A 20,590-nucleotide genomic window follows, 5' to 3' on the forward strand; every position below is an offset into this window, starting at 1 on the left:
ACCTCCAGTTCGGATCAGGGATGCATTGGCGCCGGCGTCGCACCGCGCAACGTCAGGCGGGAAACTTCGGGCGGCACGCCGAAGCGCACCGGCAGGATGCTCGTGCCGATGCCGGGAGTGACGAACAGGTGGCGCCCGCCCTCGACGATATGCCCGATCGCATAGCGTTCGCCGTATTTCGACGGCACGATCGGCCGGCCGAGCAGCGGCAGCGCCACCTGGCCGCCATGCGTGTGCCCGGCCACGACCAGCGCCGCGCGAGCCGGCATGCGCGGAAACAGGTCGGGGTTGTGGGTCAGTGCGATCACCGGCAGGCCGTCGTGCGCCGCAGGTGCGAACGCGCGCACCAGGTCGGGCTCGCCCTCCCAGTAGTCGCCGATCCCGACGATCCACAGCTCGCATCCGCGCAGCCGCACGCGCCGCGCGTCGTTCTCCAGCATCACCACGCCCGCCGACTCGAGCGCGGCGCGCGTGCGCGGACCGTCGTCCCACCAGTCGTGGTTGCCCAGCACGGCGAACACGGGTTTGCGCGCGGTGAGCGGACGCAGGTGTTCGGCGATGGTGGCCGCGGAAACGTAGCGGCCCAGCGCCACGCCCTGGATCAGGTAATCGCCACCCAGCAGCACCGCGTCGCTGTCGCTGGCGGCCAACCGCTGCACGATGTGGTCCAGGCGCCCGATCCCGTTGTGCGGTGAGCCCACGTGCAGGTCGGCGAGCGCGTCCACGCGCAGGCCGTCGCACTGCGCGGGCCAGCCGGGCAGGTCCAGCGTGTGCGGTGCTTCGAGCAGACGGCGCGGTTCGATGACGAAGCCCCACGCGGCGCCCGCGAGCGCCAGCAGCGTCCCGGCGCGCCAGGCCCGCCGCAGACCGACGCGCCATGCGCCCGGTTTCACGGCTTGGCCGGCGCCGGATGGGCGGCCACCTGACCCTGCCGGGACATGCGCACACCGATCATCGCGGCCATCAGCGCCGCGGTCGCGCTGATCGCAGCGAAGCCGGCGGTGGCCACGCCCACCGCCCGCAGCGCGTTCATGCCCAGCGCGATGCCAAGGTCGCCGAAGCGCCAGACCGCGGTATCGACCGCATTCTGTCCCTTGTAGCGCTCGTTGCGCGGCACGCGGGTGAACAGGCTGTGCCGCGCCGGTTCGGCCATGCCGTACGCCAGCCCCCGGCTCACCACCAGCGCCACCACCACCGCCGGGAATCCGGCCACCAGCGGGGCGTGCGGGTCGGCGGAGAAGATCACCAGCGACAGCGCCACCAGGCTGACGCTGGCCCACACCGCGATCAGCACGCCGGGCCCGCGCCGCGGCAGCAGCCAGCGCGTCACGAACAGCTGCAACAGCACGGTCAGCACATTGGCGGCCAGGTCCGTCTCGGCGGCGAAGCGCGTGCGATCGACCGCGTTGGTGAACGTGGCGCCGGAGTAGTCGGCCACCAGGGCGTAATTGACCGTCCCGATGCCGTCGGCCAGCAGCAGCAGCAGCGCCATCGAACGCATGAACGGATGGGTGAAGATCTGCCGCAGGCCGTCCAGCATGCCGCCGCCGACGGCCGCCTCGTGGTGGCGTTCATGGCGACGCGCGCCATGGGCGCGTGCCCACCGGCCGAGCAGCATCGCGCACCCCACGGCGACGCACAGCAACGTGGCCGACACGCCCAGCAGCGGTGCGACGCCGATGACGTCCACCAGCGCGCGCGTCAGCAGCGGACCGGTGATCGCCCCCAGCGTGCCCGCGATGGCGATGACGGGAAACAGCCGGCGCGACTGCTCCTCGCTCCAGATGTCGGACATGAAGGTCCAGAACACCGACACCACGAACAGGTTGAACACGCTCACCCAGACGAAGAACACCATCCCCAGCGCGCGCGGGCTCAGCAGGCCCTGGTGGGTGAACAGCGGAATGAAACCGACCAGGCACGCCACGAAGAATCCATACACCGCCGGCACCACGACACGGCGCGGATACCGCGCTACCAGCGCCCCGAATACCGGCGCCAGCGCCAGCGTGGCGACGAAGGTCGCCGCGTAGAACCAGGGCAACTGGGTGGAGCCGACCGCCGCCGAGAGCTGCTCGCGCACGGGCCGCATGACGTAGTAGGCGGTCAGCACGCAGAAGAAGTAGACGAACGACAGCAGGACCGCGTGCCATTCGCCGGCCCGGACGCGCGAAGTGGGCACCGGCGCGGTGGCATCCGGAAGGTTCATGCGCGGCCCAGGGCAGGAGGAATGCGCGCACGGTAGCCCAAGGGACAGGCCACGGCCACCTTGCCAGGGCCCCGGGGGACGCGCCCGGGCCGCCCCGCGAGCATTTGCTCTAGTCCCCGGGCATAGTTTCCAGCCGATCACCGCGTGGGGCATCCGCCTTGTACGACTACATCATCATCGGCGGCGGCTCGGCGGGCTGCGTCCTGGCCAACCGGCTCAGCGAAGACCCGGACTGCCGCGTCCTGCTGCTGGAAGCCGGACCCCGCGACTGGAATCCCTTCATCCACATGCCCGCGGGGCTGGCCAAGCTGGTCAACCAGAAGTCGGTCAACTGGAACTACACCACGGCGCCCGAGCCGAACCTGGACAACCGGGTCATGTGGTGGCCGCGCGGCCGCGTGCTGGGCGGCTCCAGTTCGATCAACGCGATGTGCTACATCCGCGGCCTGCCCGCCGACTACGACGAGTGGGCGCGCCAGGGCGCCACCGGCTGGGACTGGGCGAGCGTGCTGCCCTACTTCAAGCGCAGCGAGAACAACACCCGTGGCGGCGACGCGCTGCACGGCGCCCACGGCCCCCTGCATGTCAGCGACCTGCGCTACACCAACCCGTTGTCGCAGGCCTTCATCGAAGCCGGGCAGCAGGCCGGGCACCCGCGCAACGACGACTTCAACGGCCCCTCGCAGGACGGTTTCGGCTTCTACCAGGTCACCCAGAAGGACGGCGCACGCTGTTCGGCGGCAGTCGCCTACCTGCACCCGGTGCGCGATCGCCACAACCTCACGGTCATCACCGGCGCCCAGGCCAATCGCATCACCTTCGACGGCCGTCGCGCCAACGGCGTGACGTACACGGTCAAGGGCCAGGCCTGCCACCAGGCCGCCACGCGCGAGGTCCTGCTGTGCGGGGGCGCGATCAATTCGCCCCAGCTGCTGATGCTGTCGGGCATCGGGCCGGCGGCGCACCTGCGCCAACATGGCATTCCCGTGCTGGCGGACGCCGCCCAGGTCGGCCAGAACCTGCAGGACCACCTGGACATCTGCACCCTGCAGCATTCCACCCAGCGCATCACCTACGACCGCCTCAGCGATGCGGCGATCGCCTTTGACTACTACCTGCGCGGCCATCGCGGCCCCGGCAGCAGCAACATCGCCGAGGCCGGCGCCTTCGTACGATCGGCACTGGCCCCCGATGCGCGTGCCGACGTCCAGATGCACTTCGTGCCGGCCATGCTCGACAACCACGGCCGCCATCGCCTCGCCGGCGACGGTTACACGGTGCATGCCACGTCGCTGCGACCGCGCAGCCGCGGCCAGATCCGCCTGGCCAGCGCCAGCGCGGGCGACAAGGCACGCATCGAAGCCAACTACCTCAGCGACGCGGAAGGCTTCGACCTGAAGATGATGGTGGAATGCGCGAAGCTCTCGCGCGAGGTCCTGGCGCAGAAGGCGTTCGACGAATACCGCGGCGCCCCGATCTTCCCCGCGCGCAACGACCTCACCGATGCCGAGCTGGTGGACTTCATCCGCGCCAAGGCCGAGACGATCTACCACCCCATCGGCACCTGCCGGATGGGCAGCGACGACACCGCCGTGGTCGACCCGCAGCTGCGCGTGCGCGGCGTCGACGGGCTGCGCGTCGTCGATGCCTCGGTCATGCCCAGGCTGATCGGCGGCAACACCAACGCGCCGACGATGATGATGGCCGAGCGCGCGGCGGATCTGATCGCGGGACGGTCGGCCTGAGGCCCACGCACAGCGCGCGCAAGCCGCACGGGGGGCTCCCCGGGCTCCCCGGCGTCATTGCCCGGCGTCAGGCTCCGCCGCCTGGGGGGCTGGCACCGGCTTGAGCTTGCCCAGTGCATCCAGATTGCTCAGGGGCACCGATACCGTTGCCACCTTTCGGCCCGGTGCTCGGTAGAAGGTCAGGCACAGATCAGTGCGGTTGGTGAATCTGCACGCGCTCCCGGCCTGCACGATTTCGCCCGGTTCCAATACCGCGCCGTGGTCGGCCGCACCCAGGCGTCTGCCCACGCGGTACCAGGTGTCGCGAACCGGCAAATCGATGCCGGGTTCCTTCCAGCCGGCCGGGCGCCCCACCTTTGCCAGCACCAGCCGGCGCACCTGCCTGCGTTCGGGACTCGTGCCCACCAGGGTCTGTTCCAGCAACGTGCGGCCGTCCGGGTGCCGGATGTCGGTATCCGCGCCGTTCGCCAGCAGCGCCTCGACCACCGCCACGTTGTCGGCCGCCACGGCACGGTGCAGGGCGGTACCGTAGTCCGGGTCGACGTAGTCGGCATTGACGCCCAGGCTGATCAGACGTTTTACATCCTGCGCCGACATCGCCCAGGCAGCCTCGCCGAACATGTCGCCCGCCAGGTCATCCCCGAATCCGGACACCAGACCGCCGTCCTTCAGGCCATAGATGGCCGGATACGTGGTTCGCCCGTGGCCCAGTCCGCGGGCCACATCCGCCAGGTCGACGTCCAACTGCCTGGCCTGCTCGAACAACGCCGAGGCCTGTGCCGGCTGGCCGTCACGGATGAGCAGGCCGGCTTTGACCAGCAGCATTTCGGCGTGGAAATAGCGGCCGGCACCAAAGTCCATAATCCCCAGCGCATCGCCCGAGTCGCTCAGGGCGCCGTCGGCGTTGCCCGCGTCCCGCCGGATCAGGGACCGCCCGTGCAGCAGCAGCGCCTTCTCCCTTCCCTCTGCGGTCTGCAGGGCCAGCGTGAGATAGCGTTCGGCCTTCTCGAAATCCTCCAGGGCCGACCATGCAGCGCCCAGTTGGCTGGCGGCAAGGCGTTTGCTGCCGTCATCCGCCGGACCGTCGATGACCTTCTCGAACTCCAGCACGGCTTGCCGGATCAGGGCCTTGTCGCCCCGGTACCAGGCCAGCGAGCGCAACGTCGTGCCCTTGCGCAGCCGCAGTTTCACGCTGCGCGGATCGATCGCCTCGGCACGCTCGAGCAGCTCGAGGCTTTCGTCGAATTGGCCGCGCACCCACTTGATCTGACCCAGAACGACCCAGCCATTGGCGTGGCGAGGATCGATCGCTACCGCCTGCCCGGCCAACTGCTCGGCGTGGTCCATCTGCTGGTGGTTCCAACCCGAGGGCGGCTCGCCGTCGCGGTTGCCCAGCCCCGCAACCGCGCGCAGGTATTCCACCCGCGCCAACTGCACCAGGATTTCCGGCTCCCGCGGATGCTGCTCGCGCAGGGCAAGCAATTGGGGTTCGGCGGATTCACGGCCACCGCTGTCCACCTGCTCGGCGAGGCGGGCAATCTGCTCGGCCAGTGGCTGTCCCGACGAATCGCGCTCGGCCCCGCCGGATGCGAGCTCCGACCCGGGCCGGTTCCCCTCCCCAGCAGCCGGCGCCGAACAGGCGACCGACGCGAACGTCAGCAGGGCCAGGCACGCCAGGGCGATGGCGGAACGCTTGAAGCGGTGGCACCAGAAGTAGGGTCTCACGCAAGGCAGCTCGAACGAAGGGCACACAGGGTACCTGCGTCCGGCCGTTGCCGACGCCGCGACAACTTCCCATCTCGCGCCGCCTGAGTCATTCAGGCGGCGCCGCCCGCAACAGCATTTGTTCCCTGCACGGCGAACAGCACCGGCGGCAGCGGGCAATGCAGCACGCCGCAGATCGTGCGCAGTAGTTCGGCTTCGGCCACGTCCATGCGACCGTCGTGGCCGATGGCCGCGGTGACGGCTTCCACCAGCGCCTGCTTGGCCAGCGGTTCCAGCGCATCCAGCGGCGCCCACACGTCATCCAGCGCGAGCACGCCGTTGTCGCGCGGGACGTAGGGGATCGCCACGCGCGGCAGCACGCGCTGCAGGCCGGCCAGGTAGGCGCGGCGCGCGGATTCGGGATCGGCATGCCCGTATTGCGCGACCACGGCCAGCAGCGTCGCGATCTCCACGCGCACGCCATCGAGCCGGGTGCGGCCGAAGACGGCGTGCCGCGACGGGTCCAGCGATTCGCGCACGTAGACGGTCAGCAGGCGCGCCAGGCAGTACTCGAACAGCGAGACCTTGGCGTCGGCGAAGACCATCGCGTTGGCGGCGTCCAGGAACATGTCCAGGTCGGGGCGCGGGCGCAGGCGCAGCACGGGGAATGCCAGGGAGGCCAGCGGCAGCCGCAGCATCGGATGGAGCGCGGCGACGTGTTCCTGGTGCAGGCGCCGGACGTCCATCGCGGCGTTCATGCCCAGCCGCGCGGAGACCTCCGCCGACTGGCGCTGGGCGACATCGGTGCGGTCGTCGAGCAGCAGCGCCAGCACCAGCGGGATCACCGTGTCGCGCTGCGCGGCCAGCGCGCGGATGGCATCGGGCATCCGGGCCACGATGGCATCGGCACGCCGGTAATCATCCGCTTCCGGATGCGCCACCTGCCGGACGACCTGCGCCGGGACGACGGCCTGGCGCTGGTCCGGTGCCGGCAGCGGCGGCGGAAGGGTGCCCGTATCGACCAGCCCCAGCAGCGCGTCCTCGTCCAGGCCACTGGGCGGCTGGGCGTGCCAGGCCTGCGCGAGCAGGGCCATCTGCTCCGATCGGAAGCCCGGTTCCAGTGCCTGGATGCGCTCGATCAGCGGCGGGTGCGTGGCGAACCACGAGGAGAAGCCGACGCCATCGCCGAACAGCATGTGGCTGACCTCCTCGGCGTCGGCGCGGTGGGACAGGCGGCTGCCTTCGCTGACGCCGCCGATCTTCTTGAGCGCCCCGGCCAGCCCCGTCGTCTGGCGGGTGAACTGCACGGCCGATGCGTCGGCCAGGCGTTCGCGCGAGCGGCTCACGCCGGCCTTGATCAGGCGACCGAAGAACAGGCCGATGCCGCCCACCAGCATTGCCACCAGCGCCGCGGCGAACACCGCCAGCGCGCCCTTGCTGTCATCGGCCAGGCGACCGTGTTCGAGGATCTTCCGACCGATCAGCGAGATCATCAGGATGCCGAACAGCACGCCAATCAGGCGGATGTTCAGGCGCATGTCGCCATTGAGGATGTGGCTGAATTCGTGGGCGATCACGCCCTGCAGTTCATCGCGGTTGAGGCGATCCAGCGCGCCGCGCGTCACCGCCACGGCGTCGGCCGGCGAATAGCCGGCGGCGAAGGCGTTGATGGCCGCTTCGTGTTCGAGCACGTACAGGCGCGGCATCGGCACGCCCGAGGCGATGGCGATTTCCTCCACCACGTTGCGCAGCCGCCGCAGGTTGAAGTCGGTGGCGTGCTCGGGCACGGCGGTGGCGCCCAGTTGCAGGGCCACGGCGTCGCCGCCGCCGCGCAGGCTGGCGATCCGGTAGAGCGAACCCAGGCCGATCACCGCCAGCGTGGCCAGGGTGAAGAACACCAGCGCGCCCACCGCGGTCGCCGGATCGCCATCGCCAAAAGCACCCACCGCGACCAGGGCAACCAGGTCCACCGCCAGCACGATGCCCAGCACCGCCAGCACGAAGAGCAGCAGCAGGCGCGAGGAATGGCGCCGGGCGGCGGCCTGGTGTTCGAAGAAATTCATGGCGGGGAAACGGAGGAAGGAAGCTTGGGGACGGGTCGCGCGGACGTCCGGTCGGCCATGTCATGGGGGCGCCGGGCGCGGGCACGGACCCCGCGTCGACGCCCTGGCGGTCGAACCTCACCCCCCATCGCGCCCCCCCGAGCCGTACTTGCCGCCCTAGAACGACACCTTCGGCGCCGCCCGGACCTGGGCCTGCTGCTCGGTCGGAATCTCCAGCAGCGCGGCCGGGGCGAACTGGAACATCCCGGCGACCACGCTGCCGGGGAAGACCTCCCCGGCGGTTGTTGTAGGCCATCACCGAGTCGTTGAAGGCTTGGCGGGCGAAGGCGACCTTGTTCTCGGTGGAGGTCAGCTCCTCGGTGAGCTGCATCATGTTCTGATTGGCCTTGAGGTCCGGGTAGGCCTCGGCGACGGCCAGCAGGCGCCCCAGGGCGCCATTGAGCTGGCCCTGGGTGGCGGCCAGCTGCTCCATGGCGGCCGGGTCGCCCGGACTGGCCTTGGCGGCCGACAGGCCCGAGATGGCCGCCCCCCGGGCCGCGATCACGGCCTCCAGGGTCTCCCGTTCGTGCTTGAGATAGCCCTTGGCGGTCTCGACCAGGTTCGGAATCAGGTCAAAGCGGCGCTGGAGCTGAACGTCGATCTGCGCGAAGGCGTTCTTGAACGCATTTCGGGCGGTCACCAGGCCGTTGTAGATGCCCACCGCCCAGAACGCCAACAGGATCACCAATCCCAACAAAATCAGAAGGCTGAACACGTTTGCTCTCCCCTTGCCTTGATAATTGGCGCTATGATCGAACGCGTTCGGAAGCATACGCAGGCGCAGCGAGCGATGAAAGAAAAAACCCGCCGCCGGCCCCATAGGATGTGGCAAGCCGGGTTGATCATCTCGTGCCTGATGACGCAGGCGCTGGGCTCGGCTGCGCAGACGCCGCTCCGCTGGGATGCCCCCCTCGCCGGCCCAGTCGCCGACGCGCGTATCGCGTTCGGGTTACATCGAACGCGGCCTCTCGCCCGATATCCGCCCGCTTGGCTCCGCCTTCGACATCGCCCAGTTCGAGGCGATGGCGCAGCAGCTGGTCGCCGACCAGCGCGTGCCCGGCCTCGCCATGGCCGTCGTCCACCAGGGTCGCGTGCTGAGCGCGCGCGGCTTCGGCATCACCGACACCCGTGCTCCGCTGCCCGTCGACGGCCACACCGTGTTCCGGCTGGCGTCGCTGTCCAAGGCGTTCGCCGGGACCCTCACTGGGCTCATGGTCAACGACGGCACCCTGCGCTGGGATACCCGCGTGACGCAGTACGTCCCGCAGTTCAACCTCGCCGACCACAACGCCGCGCAGCAGCTGACAGTCGCCGACGTGCTCAGCCACCGCGTCGGTCTGAGTCACAACGCGTTCGACCGGGACCTGGAAGGCAACGCCGATTACGTCACGCTGACGCAGAAGCTCGCCTATGCGCCGCTCAAGTGCGCGCCCGGCACCTGCTACAGCTACCAGAACATCGCCTTCAGCCTGATCGGCGACGTTGTCCAGGCCGCCGGCGGGCTGCCGTACGGGCAGGCCGTGCAGAAGCGCATCTTCCGTCCGCTCGGCATGAACGACGCAAGCGTGGGCCTGGAAGGCATCCTGGGCAGCGGCAACTGGGCGCGTCCGCACGTGCGCACGCGTGGCGGCTGGCTGCCGATGTACCCCAAGCCCACCTATTACCGCGTCGCGCCGGCCGCCGGCGTCAATGCCAGCGCCAGCGACATGGCGCAGTGGTTGCTGGCCCACACCGGCCACCGCCCGGACGTGCTCCCCGCCCCGCTGCTGGCCACGCTGCACCAGCCGCTGGTGGAGACCCCCACCGAACTGCGCGGTTCCGCGTGGCGCCGCGAGCGCCTGTACGGCGCCAGCTATGCGCTGGGCTGGCGTGTGTACGACTACGCCGGCAGCCAGCTGGTCTTCCACGGCGGCGCCGTGCAGGGCTACCGCGGCGTCGTGGCCCTGCTCCCCGACCGGGACCTGGGCATCGCGCTGATGTGGAACAGCGAGAGCTCGCTGCCGTCGGGCATGCTGCCGACCATGCTCGATCGCGCGATCGGCCTGAGTGGCCGCGAGTGGCTGGATATCGACCTGGGCAACGGCGACGACACGCTGTTCGTCAACACGCCCGCCACCAACGCCCCGCCGCGCGCGCATCCGCAGGAAGCCGGCACCGACGTCATCAAGTCGACGTCGGCTCCGCAATAATCCGGCCCAAGCTGCAACAACGGTCCACGGGTCCGTCCGCGGCCCCAGCGCGGCCGGTCCCATCCCTGTTTTTCCCGAGACCGCCGCCGCCCGCTCGCGGGCGTCGGTTCGCGCTGGCGATCGGTGGGTGACGCACTCGTGAAGGCCCGCCCGGTCGCCCGCGGGCGGCGGCGTTTTCTCCCTTTGCCCACGCCATTGGCCGCGGGCCAAGTCCTTGCCCAAGCCGTTGCCGATGGCCAGGGCTGCAGAATTCTGTGGCTGCGGACCGTAATGAACGCAGATGCCGGCACGATGGCGTCTGCATTGCCCGTATGCAGTGGATGGGGCAAGCTAGCGACCGTTTGGCCTGAACGGATCTGCCGCGTGCATAGAAGCCTCCGCCTGCTCCCGTTGTCGATCTGCATCGCGATGGCCCTGCCGGCCCACGCCCGCGACGACGACTACAACTGGAACCTGTGCCCGGTCACCGACACCCTGCCCGCCTTCAATGACGCCCCGGCGCCCGCCGGCACCCCCGACGAGCGCGGCGAGCAGCCCACGCAGATCGAAGGCGACGAACTGAAGGACACCGAGAACGAGAACACGGTGGTCCAGGGCAACGTGGCACTGAGCCGCGGCGACCAGTTCCTGGGTACCGACAAGCTCACCTACAACCGCGAGACCGGTGAGTACGTCGCCGAAGGCAGCGTCCGCTACCAGGACTCGGGCATGCGCGTGGTCGCCCAGCGCGCCTCGGGCAACCAGGACACCGACAAGCACCGCATCGAGGACCTGCAGTACCAGCTCAAGCGCCGGCGCGGCAACGGCGGCGCCGAAGCCATCGAGATGGATGGCTCGCAGGGTTCGCTCTACGGATCGACCTATTCCACCTGCGACCCCGGCCAGCGCGTCTGGGAACTGCGCGCCGGCCGCATCGACATCGACACCGAGGAAGGCATGGGCGTCGCGCACAGCGCGACCCTGCGCATCGGCAAGGTGCCCGTGCTGCACGTGCCTTATTTCGTCTTCCCAATCGACGATCGTCGCCGCACCGGCCTGCTGTATCCGTCGATCTCGCTGTCGGGCCGCAATGGCTTCGACTGGCGCCAGCCGATCTACCTCAACCTGGCGCCCAATTACGACGCCACGCTCAACCCGCGTTACATGAGCAAGCGCGGCGGCCTGCTGGGCGCCGAGTTCCGCTGGCTCTACTCGCAGGGTCGCGGCGAGCTCAGCGGCAACTACATGCCGCACGACAAGCTGCCCGGCGACGAGCCCGACCGTTATCTGTATTTCCCGGACAGCAACGTCCGCATCCCCGGCTCCAGCCTGCCCGAGGAAGACCGCGGGCTGATCCGGCTCAACGCGATCCATCGCCTGGGCAACACCTGGTACGCGCGCGCGAACCTGGGCTGGATCAGCGACACGCATTATTTCGAAGACTTCAGCAACAGCCTGTACGGCATCGCGTCCTATGCGGTGCGCAGCACGGCCGGCGTCTACGGCCGCGGCCGCTGGTGGGATGCGGGCGTGATCGCCGAACACCACCAGCTCGCCGACTACACGCTCACCGAACGCAACCTCCAGTTCGACCGCCTGCCGCGCGCCTACCTGCACTGGGCCCAGCCGTTCGGTCGCTTCTTCGAGGCCGGCCTGGATACCGAGGCGGTGCAGTTCGAGCACGAGGACGTGCGCCGGCCCGGGCCGGACGCCGATATTCCCGGCGGCACCCGCTTCGACATCAAGCCTTACATCAGCATGCCGCTGGAGGGCTCGTCGTGGTTCATCAAGCCCAAGTTCGCCTGGCGCTACACGAAGTACGAACTGGATGGCACGCCGACGGAACGGGCGGCGGAACACCTGGCCCGTTACGGCGTGCTGCCTGCACCCGGGCAGTACCAGAATGACAGCCCCACCCGCAGCCTCCCCGTCACCAGCGTCGACGCCGGCCTGTTCTTCGATCGGCAGACCAGCATCCGCGGCGACCGCTACCTGCACACGCTCGAACCGCGGCTGTTCTACCTCAAAGTCCCCTACCGCGCGCAGGACGACATCCCCTCGTTCGACACCACGCCGCTGACCTTCAGCTGGGGCCAGCTGTTCCGCGACAACCGCTATACCGGCGCGGACCGGCAGAGCGACGCCAACCAGCTCACGTTGGCCGTGAGCACGCGCCTGATCGGCGAAGCCGACGGCCGCGAGCGCCTCTCGGCGAGCCTGGGGCAGATCCGCTACTTCGATGACAGCCGCATCGTCCTGCCCAACGAGCTTCCCGCCGAACGCGGCGAGTCGGCGTGGGTGGCCGAGGCATCGGTGTCACCGAGTGACCGCTGGAACATCAGCGCCGCGTACCAGTGGGATCCCAAGTTCCACGGCACCGATCTGGCGAGCCTGCGCGCGCGCTATCTCATCGGCGACGCCGGCATCGTCAATCTCGGGTATCGCTACCGGCGCAATTCGATCAACCGGACCGACCTGCTCGAGCAGGCCGACCTGTCCTTCCTCTATCCGATCAATCCGAACTGGAGCGTGGTCGGGCGCTACTACTACTCGCTGCTCGATCACAAGGCGTTCGAGCAGCTGGCCGGCGTCCAGTGGGAAAGCTGCTGCCTCGCCGTGCGCGTGCTGGCCCGCCGCTACCTGCGCGACCGCACCGGAGACCTGAACAGTTCCTTCCAGGTGGAGTTCGAACTCAAGGGACTGGGGTCGGCGGGCCAGGACACGAGGCGTATCATGCGCCGTGCTATCCTCGGTTACGACCGCGACGACCTCTATCTCGTCCCGCCCTCGTCGGTGGACTTCACCGACAGCGACACTGTCCCTGATCCCACCCCATGAAGAAACTGTTTGCCTGCCTCCTCGTGGCCGCCGGCATTGCCGGCGCCCCCGCAGCCTTCTCACAGGCACCGTCCACCGGCCTGCAACCCGTCGACCGGATCGCCGCCATCGTCGACGAGGACGTCGTCCTGCGCAGCGAGCTTGATCGCGCCGTCGCCAACGTGCGCAGCCAGTATTCCGGCCGCCAGGTCGAGCTGCCGCCCGAAGAGGTCCTGGAACGCCAGGTGCTCGAGCGCCTGGTGCTGCAGAAGCTGCAGCTGGCCCGCGCCGAGCAGACCGGCGTGCGCGTCACCGACCAGGAAGTCGACGCCGCGCTGGGCAACATCGCGCAGCAGAACAAGATGACCATGGACCAGTTGCGCGCGCAGGTCGCCCGCGACGGCACGCCGTACGAGGACTTCCGTGCCTCCATCCGCGAGGAACTGATCATCCAGCGCATGCGCCAGCGCTTTGCGCAGACGCGCGTGTCGGTCAGCGAATCGGAAGTCGATGCGGCCATGAGCGCCCAGCAGGCCGGCGGCGTGCAGTACCACATGGCCCACATCCTGGTCGGCCTGCCGGAAGGCGCCACCCCGGAACAGATCGAAACCGCCAAGGGCAAGATCGAGGGCATCCAAGGCCTCATCAGCCGCGGTGAGATGGATTTCGCGGCGGCCGCCGTCCGCTACTCCGACAGCCCCAACGCGCTGGAAGGCGGTGATCTGGGCTGGCGCAGCGCCGACGAGATCCCGCCGGCATTCGCGCAGATGATCAGCCAGATGCAGCCGGGCCAGGTCAGCGCCCCGATCCGCGGCTCGAGCGGCTTCCAGCTGGTCAGGCTGGTGGAAGTGCGCAACGCCGAGCAGGGCAGCGGTGCCCAGATGGTCACCCAAGTGCATGCCCGGCACATTCTGATCCGTACCGAGAACGCGGTGGCCGACGCGGCCGCCCGCTCGAAGATCGACACGATCGCGGCCCGCCTCGCCGGTGGCGCCGATTTCGCCGAACTCGCCCGCGCCGAATCGCAGGACCCGAACAGCAAGCCCAATGGCGGTGATCTGGGCTGGTTCGTGCCGGACCAGTTCGGCCTCAGCTTCGGCAGCCAGCTGAGCGCACTGACCGACGGCCAGGTTTCCGCACCGTTCAACACCGATGCGGGCTGGCATATCGTCCAGCGTCTGGGAACGCGCCAGACCGATGCCGGCGAGCAGAACCGCCGCGCGCAGGTCAGCGACGTCATCGGCCGCCGCAAGCTCGAGGAAGAGTGGAGCCGTTACCTGCGCGAGATCCGTGGCGAAGCCTACGTGGTCGACATGCGCAAGGGCATCCCGACCGAGACGCCGGCCGAGGCCCCGCCCGCCACCACCACGCCGCCCAACGGCTGATCATGCGACCCGTCCGGCTCGCGCTGGTTCCGGGTGAACCGGCCGGCGTGGGTCCGGAACTGTGCGTGCGGCTCGCCCAGCAGCCGCGCGACCATGCTCTGACGGTCTTCGCCGATGCGCGCACGCTGCAGGCGGCCGCCCAAGTCCTGCAGCAGCCACTGCAACTGCTGCCCTTCGACCGCTCCCGGCCGGCCGCCGCCGACGCGCCTGGCACGCTGTCGCTGGTCGAGATCCCCCTGCCCGCCCCGCCCTCCTTCGGCACGCCCGATCCGCGCAATGCCGCCGCGGTCGTCCGGGCGCTGCACGCCGCCGCCGCGGGCTGCCTGGGCGGCACGTTCGATGGCCTGGTCACCGGCCCCGTCCACAAGGCCGCCATCAACGAGGGCGGGATCGCCTACACCGGCACGACGGAGCTGCTGGCGCGGCAGGCCGGCTGCGACGTGGTGATGATGCTGGCCAACGACATCGTCCGCGTGGCGCTGGTCACCACCCACCTGCCGCTGCGCGCGGTGGCCGACGCCATCACGCCACAGGCGCTGGCCGACACGCTGCGGATTACCCACGCGGCCCTGTGCCGGGATTTCGGGCTGGCCGATCCGGTGATCGCGGTGCTCGGGCTCAATCCCCACGCGGGCGAGGCCGGCCACCTGGGCCGCGAAGAGCTGGATGTCATCGAACCCGCCCTGGACCGGCTGCGGGCGCAGGGCATGCGCCTGGTCGGTCCTCTGCCAGCCGATACGGCCTTCCTGCCGGGCAAGCTCAGGGACTTCGACGCGGTGGTCGCGATGTACCACGACCAGGGCCTGCCGGTGCTCAAGTACAGCGGCTTCGAACAGGCCGTGAACCTGACCCTCGGCCTGCCCTACCCACGCGTGGCGGTCGACCACGGAACCGCGCTGGACCTGGCCGGCAGCGGACGTGCGGATCCGTCGAGCCTGTTCGCGGCCGCGCGCACCTGCGCGGCCATCGCACGCCTGCGACAAAGCGTCTGACCTCGCCCTCCCCACTGGCGTCCGCCGTGATCCTGCCCCGCCGCGCCGTGGCCACCATCGGCAGGCCCTCCCCGCGCAGGCCATAATCCCGCGATGACCCGCTCCAGCCTGCCGCGCTCCGGCACTTTCTCCGAACCGGCCAAGAAGCATCTCGGCCAGCATTTCCTGCACGACCGCGGGATCATCTCGGACATCGTCCATGCCGTGGATCCGCAGCCCGGCGACCGCCTGGTGGAGATCGGCCCGGGCCAGGGCGCGATCACGTTCCCGCTGCTGGACCGGCACGGCGAACTGACCGTGATCGAGTTCGACCGCGACCTGATCTTCCCGCTGACCGAGGCCGCACGCGCGCACGGCACGCTCGAGGTCATCCACCGCGACGTGCTCACGGTCGACTTCTCCGCGCTGGCCCACAACGGCGGCCCGATCCGCCTCGTCGGCAACCTGCCCTACAACCTGTCCTCGCCGATCCTGTTCCACGCGCTGGACCATGCGCCTGCGATCCGCGACATGCACTTCATGCTGCAGAAGGAAGTGGTCGACCGCATGGCCGCCGGCCCGGGCAGCAAGGTCTATGGCCGCCTGAGCGTGATGTTGCAGGCGTATTGCCACGTGACGCCATTGTTCACCGTGCCGCCCGCCGCTTTCCGGCCGCCGCCGAAGGTGGATTCGGCCGTGGTGCGGATGGTCCCGCGCGATCCGGCCAGCATCGGCGTCGTCGACCCGGCGGTGTTCGCCCATGTCGTGCGCGACGCGTTCGGCCAGCGCCGCAAGACCCTTCGCAACGCGCTGTCGCAGTTGTGCGACAGCCCGCAGATCGAGGCGGCCGGCATCCGCCCCGACGCGCGCGCCGAGCAGATCGAAGTGGCCGACTTCGTCACGCTGGCGAACCAGCTGGCCGCTCGCAGCGCGTGAGCGGCGGCCGTGCGGCACGCGCCGATGGCTGCGCCGCGTATCGCTGGACCCGGCCATCTGGCTACACTGTCGCCATGGAACGCCTTTACGCCATGCAGATCGACGTGGCGGCGCGCTACCTGGACGACCAGTCCGAACCGGCGCAGTCCCGCTACGTATTCGCCTACACCATCCGCATCCACAACAGCGGCAACGTGCCCGCGCGCCTGATCGCGCGCCACTGGGTCATCACCGACGCCAACGGCAAGGTGGAGGAAGTCGAGGGCGAGGGCGTGGTCGGTGAACAGCCCTACCTGCGTCCCGGCGAACGCTTCGAATACACGTCCGGCGCCGTGCTGGAGACGGACCTGGGCATGATGCGGGGCGACTACAAGATGCTGGCCGACGACGGCACGCGCTTCGAGGCGCCGATCCCGCAGTTCACCCTGACCGTGCCACGGACCCTGCACTGATGGTGGCGGCATGAGCGTCTGGGCCATCGGCGACCTGCAGGGCTGCTACGACGCGACCCGTCGACTGCTGGACACGATCAACTTCGATCCCGCGCGTGACCGCCTGTGGTTCTGCGGCGACCTGGTCAACCGCGGCGGGCAATCGGTGGAAACGCTGCGCCTGGTGCACTCGCTGCGGGCCAGCAGTGTGGTGGTGCTGGGCAACCACGACCTGTCGCTGCTGGCCATCGGCGAGCGGCGCGAGGAAGAACAGCGCAAGGTCAATCCCGACCTGCAGGGCGTGCTGTTCGCCCCGGACGGACGTGAACTGCTGGGCTGGCTGCGTATGCAGAAGCTCATGCACGTCGACCGCGAGCTCGGCTGGATGATGGTGCATGCCGGCATCGCGCCGAAGTGGACCAGCCAGCTGGCCGAACGCTATGCCCGCGAGATCGAGGAACGGCTGCGCGGCGACCAGTTCGGGCGCCTGCTCAAGAACATGTACGGCGACAAGCCGGCTTGGCATCCCAAGCTCACCGGCCTGGACCGGGAGCGCGCGATCATCAACATTTTCACGCGCCTGCGTTACTGCACGCCGCGCGGCCGCATTTCCTTCGAAGACAAGGGTCCGCCAGGCACGCAGCCGCCCGGCCTGTACCCGTGGTATTCGGTGCCCGGGCGGGTGGAGCGCGACCTGAAGGTCGTCTGCGGCCACTGGTCGACGCTTGGCCTGTTCATTGGCCACGGCGTGCACGCCATCGACACGGGCGCGGTGTGGGGCGGAAAGCTCACCGCGCTGCAGTTGGACACCGACGAACTGCGCGTCGTGCAGGTGCGCGGCCGCGACGTGCCCGCCAATCCGCCACGCCCGCGCCCGCCCCACCATCGGCCGGCGCCCCCGCCGCGCTGACGCGGCGTGACGGGGAGCCGGCGTACCCGGTGCTGACCAGAGGCCGCCGAAACCTGGCGGTGCCCTGGTACCTGGCCGGGATTTCCCCGTTTCCTGGGCGTCCTGACCGGCGCGCCGCCGATGGCACGCCACTGGTGATCCACAACTTCGGCGGGGACACGCGCGGAGCAGACCGGCTGCTTGCCGGCGCGATCACCGGCCAGTACTGGCCGGTGCTGGCAACCGCTCAGTCCGCGACGTCGGACGCGACGTCGACGCGCGAGTAATCGACGAATTCGAAGGCATGCTTGTGGCGGGCATCGCGCACGTGGCTTTCGCGCGCCATCTGCGTCCACTGCGCCGCCTCGAATCGCGGGAAGAACACGTCGGCGCCGTCGACATCGGTGTCGACGTGGGTCAGGTGCATCCGCTGCGCCACCGGCAGGCAGAGCGCGTACACCTCGCCGCCACCGATCACGCACAGTTCCAGCGCCTCCTGCTGGCGGGCCAAGTCGAGCGCCTCGTCCAGCGAGGCGACCGCTTCCATGCCCTCGAAGGGTGCCGTGCCCGAACGCGTGAGCACCAGGTTGCGCCGCTGTGGCAACGCGCGGCCCAGCGACAACGCCGTCTTCGCGCCCATCAGCACCGGCTTGCCCAGCGTGAGCGCCTTGAAGCGCTTGAGATCATCCGGCAGGTGCCAGGGCAACTGGTTGCCCCGCCCGATCGCGAAGCGGCGGTCCAGGGCGGCAATCAGGCTGATGCGCATCGCAGTCGTCCTCCGGGCGGTCCTGTTCGAGGTCTGTCGGGTTGCGGACGAGTATCGCGACCGGCGCGTGTGCGATCGATCATCGGCATCCTGGCGAACCTAGACCGCGACCGGCGCCTTGATCGCCGGCATCGGGTCGTAGCCTTCGATGGCGATGTCGTCGAACGTGAAAGCGGCCAGGTCGTCCACGCCGGGGGTCAGGCGCAGGCGCGGCAGCGGCCGCGGCGTGCGCGCGAGCTGCTCGCGCGCCTGCTCGAAGTGGTTGGTGTACAGGTGCGCGTCGCCGAGCGTGTGCACGAAGTCGCCGACGCCCAGTCCGCACACCTGCGCGACCATGTGCGTGAGCAGCGCATAGCTGGCGATGTTGAACGGCACGCCGAGGAAGATGTCGCCGCTGCGCTGGTAGAGCTGGCAACTGAGTTTCCCGTCGGCGACGTAGAACTGGAACAGGGTGTGGCACGGCATCAGCGCCATGTCCGGCAGGTCGGCCACGTTCCATGCCGAGACGATCAGCCGGCGCGAATCGGGATTGCGACGGATCTCGTCGACCACCCACCGGATCTGGTCGATTTCGCGCCCGTCGGTGCCCGCCCAGCGCCGCCACTGCTTGCCGTACACCGGGCCCAGCTCGCCGTCGGCATCGGCCCACTCGTCCCAGATCGATACCTTGTTTTCGCGCAGGTACGCCACGTTGGTCTCGCCGCGCAGGAACCACAGCAGTTCGTGCACGATCGACCGCAGGTGCAGCTTCTTGGTGGTCACCAGCGGGAACCCCTGGGCCAAGTCGAAGCGCATCTGCCAGCCGAACACGCTGCGGGTGCCGGTGCCGGTGCGGTCGGCTTTGTCCTGGCCGTGTTCCAGCACGTGGCGGAGGAGGTCGAGGTACTGCTTCATGTCGGAACCTTGCAGCTCATGCGTTGGAGATCGAGTCCTGCGGCGTGGGTCGCGCTTCGTAGTCAGGCCGCGCTCGGCGCCAGCGTGGGCGAGCGGCGCGAGCGCCACAGCCAGAACAGGCCCAGTGCGATCAGCGGCACGCTCAGCACCTGGCCCATCGTCAGCCAGCCCATCGCCAGGTAGCCCGCGTCGCCGACCTGCGCATCGGGCACCCGCACGAACTCGACGATGAAGCGGAACGTGCCGTACAGCAGCGCGAACACGCCCATCACCGCGTAGCGGGGGCGCGGCTGGCGCGAGAACCACCACAGCAGCACGAACATCGTCAGCCCCTCCAGGCCTGCCTGGTACAGCTGCGAGGGATGCCGGGCGTAAGCGTCCAGCGCTCCGGTGGCGAACTGGGCCTGCAGCTGATCGAGCGGAATCCCCTGGAGCTGGGGATCGGTGGGAAACACGACGCCCCAGTCGCCCTGCGTCGGCTTGCCGAACAGTTCGCCATTGATGTAGTTGCCGAGGCGGCCGAACCCCAGGCCCGGCGGCACCAGCGGGGCAACGAAATCCAGCGTGTCGGCCAAGTGGTGGCGATGCCGGCGCGACCACAGCCACGCGGCCACCAGCACGCCCAGCAGGCCGCCGTGGAAACTCATGCCGCCCTGCCAGATCTTGAACACCTGCAAGGGCTCGGCGAGATAGGTCGACAGGTCGTAGAACAGGATGTAGCCCAGCCGGCCGCCCAGGACCGCGCCCAGTGCGCCGTAGAAGATCAGGTCGCCGAAGCCCTGCTCGTCCACGCCGGGCAGCCGCCCGGCACGGATCCGGCTGCGCCCCAGCCACCAGGCGGTGGCGAAGGCGAACAGGTACATGACGCCGTACCAGTGGATCTGCGGATGGACGGTACCCACGACCGGCAGGTTCCAAGTGCCGAGGTCGAGTGCGATGGGATCGATCTGGTGCAGTACCGTCATGCGGGGTGAGCCGTGGGGGAATAGCGCATTGTGCCTTGGCCGGGCCGGGCCGCACATGGCAGGCCGCGCAACGCGGCGGTGCGCAGGCCGCAGGCCGACGGGGGGCGTCAGAACACGTGGGGTTCGTCGGGTAGCTCGTTCTCGTCGACGTAATCGGCGTCGCGCGGGAAGTGCGCCTCGACCAGCGCCGACAGGGCGGCCACGCCCTGCAGCACGGCCTCCAGCGCTTCCCCGGCGCGCAGGCGCTCTTCGACCAGCTGGCACGCGCCCCGCCACTGCTCCGGGCTGACCAGGCCCTGGAATCCGCGATCGGCCACGATCTCGATGCGGTGGTCGGCCAGCAGCAGGTACAGCAGCACGCCGTTGTTGGCGCGCGTGTCCCAGACCCGCAGCTGTGCGAAGACGTCCTGCGCGCGGGCGCGCGCGGTCACGCCGGCCAGGACGGCGCGCGGATGCAACGCGCTTTCCACCGCGAAGCGCACCTCCCCGGTGTGGCGCGATTCGGCCGCATGGATCGCCTGCGCGATGCGCTCGAGCGCATCGGCGGCGAACAGACGCCGCGTGCCGGGGGCGAACAGGTGCCGGAGCAGTCGCATCAGGGTCTCCAT

General features: G+C 69.5%; 16 protein-coding genes and 1 pseudogene. 8 read left to right on the top strand and 9 right to left on the bottom strand.

Annotated features, from left to right (window positions below; translation table 11 throughout):
- Positions 1-14: 14 nt before the first annotated feature.
- Entirely contained in the window at positions 15-893 is an 879-nt protein-coding gene (locus I8J32_RS00330) for a metallophosphoesterase (protein ID WP_200614072.1), read from the bottom strand.
- Positions 890-2,209, bottom strand: coding sequence for an NTP/NDP exchange transporter (locus I8J32_RS00335; protein ID WP_245156374.1), 1,320 nt, complete (start codon positions 2,207-2,209; stop codon positions 890-892). Before I8J32_RS00335 ends, I8J32_RS00330 begins: the two co-directional genes overlap by 4 nt.
- A 158-nt stretch (positions 2,210-2,367) precedes the next feature.
- Here I8J32_RS00335 and I8J32_RS00340 point away from each other — a divergent pair, with 158 nt between their 5' ends.
- Positions 2,368-3,954 carry a GMC family oxidoreductase gene (locus I8J32_RS00340; RefSeq protein WP_200614073.1) on the top strand — a complete coding sequence of 529 codons (1,587 nt, stop codon included), beginning with the start codon at positions 2,368-2,370 and terminating at the stop codon, positions 3,952-3,954.
- Between the two features lie 54 nt (positions 3,955-4,008).
- Here I8J32_RS00340 and I8J32_RS00345 read toward each other — a convergent pair whose 3' ends face one another.
- The 3 genes and pseudogenes from I8J32_RS00345 to I8J32_RS00355 form a co-directional block, all read right to left on the bottom strand.
- Positions 4,009-5,679 carry a tetratricopeptide repeat protein gene (locus tag I8J32_RS00345; RefSeq protein ID WP_200614075.1) on the bottom strand — a complete coding sequence of 557 codons (1,671 nt, stop codon included), beginning with the start codon at positions 5,677-5,679 and terminating at the stop codon, positions 4,009-4,011.
- 92 nt (positions 5,680-5,771) lie between these two features.
- On the bottom strand, positions 5,772-7,721 hold the full coding sequence (locus tag I8J32_RS00350) for a M48 family metallopeptidase (protein WP_200614077.1): 1,950 nt from the start codon (positions 7,719-7,721) through the stop codon (positions 5,772-5,774).
- A gap of 322 nt (positions 7,722-8,043) precedes the next feature.
- Positions 8,044-8,580 (bottom strand): annotated as a pseudogene (locus I8J32_RS00355) (LemA family protein); the annotation flags it as partial.
- An 82-nt stretch (positions 8,581-8,662) separates the two neighbouring features.
- On the opposite strand from I8J32_RS00355, the gene I8J32_RS00360 reads away from it, so the two are divergent.
- The 7 genes from I8J32_RS00360 (at position 8,663) to I8J32_RS00390 (ending at position 17,378) form a co-directional block, all read left to right on the top strand.
- Complete coding sequence (locus I8J32_RS00360; RefSeq protein ID WP_207526702.1) at positions 8,663-9,949, top strand: serine hydrolase domain-containing protein; 1,287 nt, start codon at positions 8,663-8,665, stop codon at positions 9,947-9,949.
- Between the two features lie 363 nt (positions 9,950-10,312).
- Positions 10,313-12,766, top strand: a complete 2,454-nt coding sequence (gene lptD, locus I8J32_RS00365; RefSeq protein WP_200614081.1) for an LPS assembly protein LptD — start codon at positions 10,313-10,315, stop codon at positions 12,764-12,766.
- Positions 12,763-14,130 carry a peptidylprolyl isomerase gene (locus I8J32_RS00370; RefSeq protein ID WP_200614082.1) on the top strand — a complete coding sequence of 456 codons (1,368 nt, stop codon included), beginning with the start codon at positions 12,763-12,765 and terminating at the stop codon, positions 14,128-14,130. Before lptD ends, I8J32_RS00370 begins: the two co-directional genes overlap by 4 nt.
- Before the next feature lie 2 nt (positions 14,131-14,132).
- Positions 14,133-15,122: a 4-hydroxythreonine-4-phosphate dehydrogenase PdxA gene (gene pdxA, locus I8J32_RS00375; RefSeq protein WP_200614083.1), complete on the top strand. Its 990-nt coding sequence runs from the start codon at positions 14,133-14,135 to the stop codon at positions 15,120-15,122.
- Positions 15,123-15,215: 93 nt separating this feature from the next.
- The gene (gene rsmA, locus I8J32_RS00380; RefSeq protein WP_200614084.1) at positions 15,216-16,037 is read left to right on the top strand and encodes a 16S rRNA (adenine(1518)-N(6)/adenine(1519)-N(6))-dimethyltransferase RsmA; all 822 of its coding nucleotides are present in this window, start codon (positions 15,216-15,218) and stop codon (positions 16,035-16,037) included.
- 74 nt (positions 16,038-16,111) lie between these two features.
- Positions 16,112-16,489: a Co2+/Mg2+ efflux protein ApaG gene (gene apaG / locus I8J32_RS00385; RefSeq protein WP_200614085.1), complete on the top strand. Its 378-nt coding sequence runs from the start codon at positions 16,112-16,114 to the stop codon at positions 16,487-16,489.
- Positions 16,490-16,499: 10 nt separating this feature from the next.
- Positions 16,500-17,378: a symmetrical bis(5'-nucleosyl)-tetraphosphatase gene (locus I8J32_RS00390; protein ID WP_200614086.1), complete on the top strand. Its 879-nt coding sequence runs from the start codon at positions 16,500-16,502 to the stop codon at positions 17,376-17,378.
- Between the two features lie 226 nt (positions 17,379-17,604).
- Here the strand turns inward: I8J32_RS00390 and I8J32_RS00395 are convergent, their stop codons facing one another.
- The 4 genes from I8J32_RS00395 to I8J32_RS00410 form a co-directional block, all read right to left on the bottom strand.
- A complete protein-coding gene (locus tag I8J32_RS00395; protein ID WP_200614088.1) occupies positions 17,605-18,123 on the bottom strand; it encodes a dihydrofolate reductase in 519 nt (172 codons plus the stop codon).
- A gap of 99 nt (positions 18,124-18,222) precedes the next feature.
- Positions 18,223-19,017: a thymidylate synthase gene (locus I8J32_RS00400; RefSeq protein ID WP_200614090.1), complete on the bottom strand. Its 795-nt coding sequence runs from the start codon at positions 19,015-19,017 to the stop codon at positions 18,223-18,225.
- Positions 19,018-19,079: 62 nt separating this feature from the next.
- The gene (lgt, locus tag I8J32_RS00405) at positions 19,080-19,982 is read right to left on the bottom strand and encodes a prolipoprotein diacylglyceryl transferase (RefSeq protein ID WP_200614091.1); all 903 of its coding nucleotides are present in this window, start codon (positions 19,980-19,982) and stop codon (positions 19,080-19,082) included.
- Between the two features lie 107 nt (positions 19,983-20,089).
- Positions 20,090-20,578 (bottom strand): TPM domain-containing protein, encoded by a 489-nt coding sequence (locus I8J32_RS00410; RefSeq protein WP_200614092.1) that lies wholly within the window; start codon positions 20,576-20,578, stop codon positions 20,090-20,092.
- Positions 20,579-20,590: the final 12 nt, after the last annotated feature.

The sequence above is a fragment of the Lysobacter solisilvae genome (assembly GCF_016613535.2).
Lineage (GTDB): Bacteria > Pseudomonadota > Gammaproteobacteria > Xanthomonadales > Xanthomonadaceae > Agrilutibacter > Agrilutibacter solisilvae.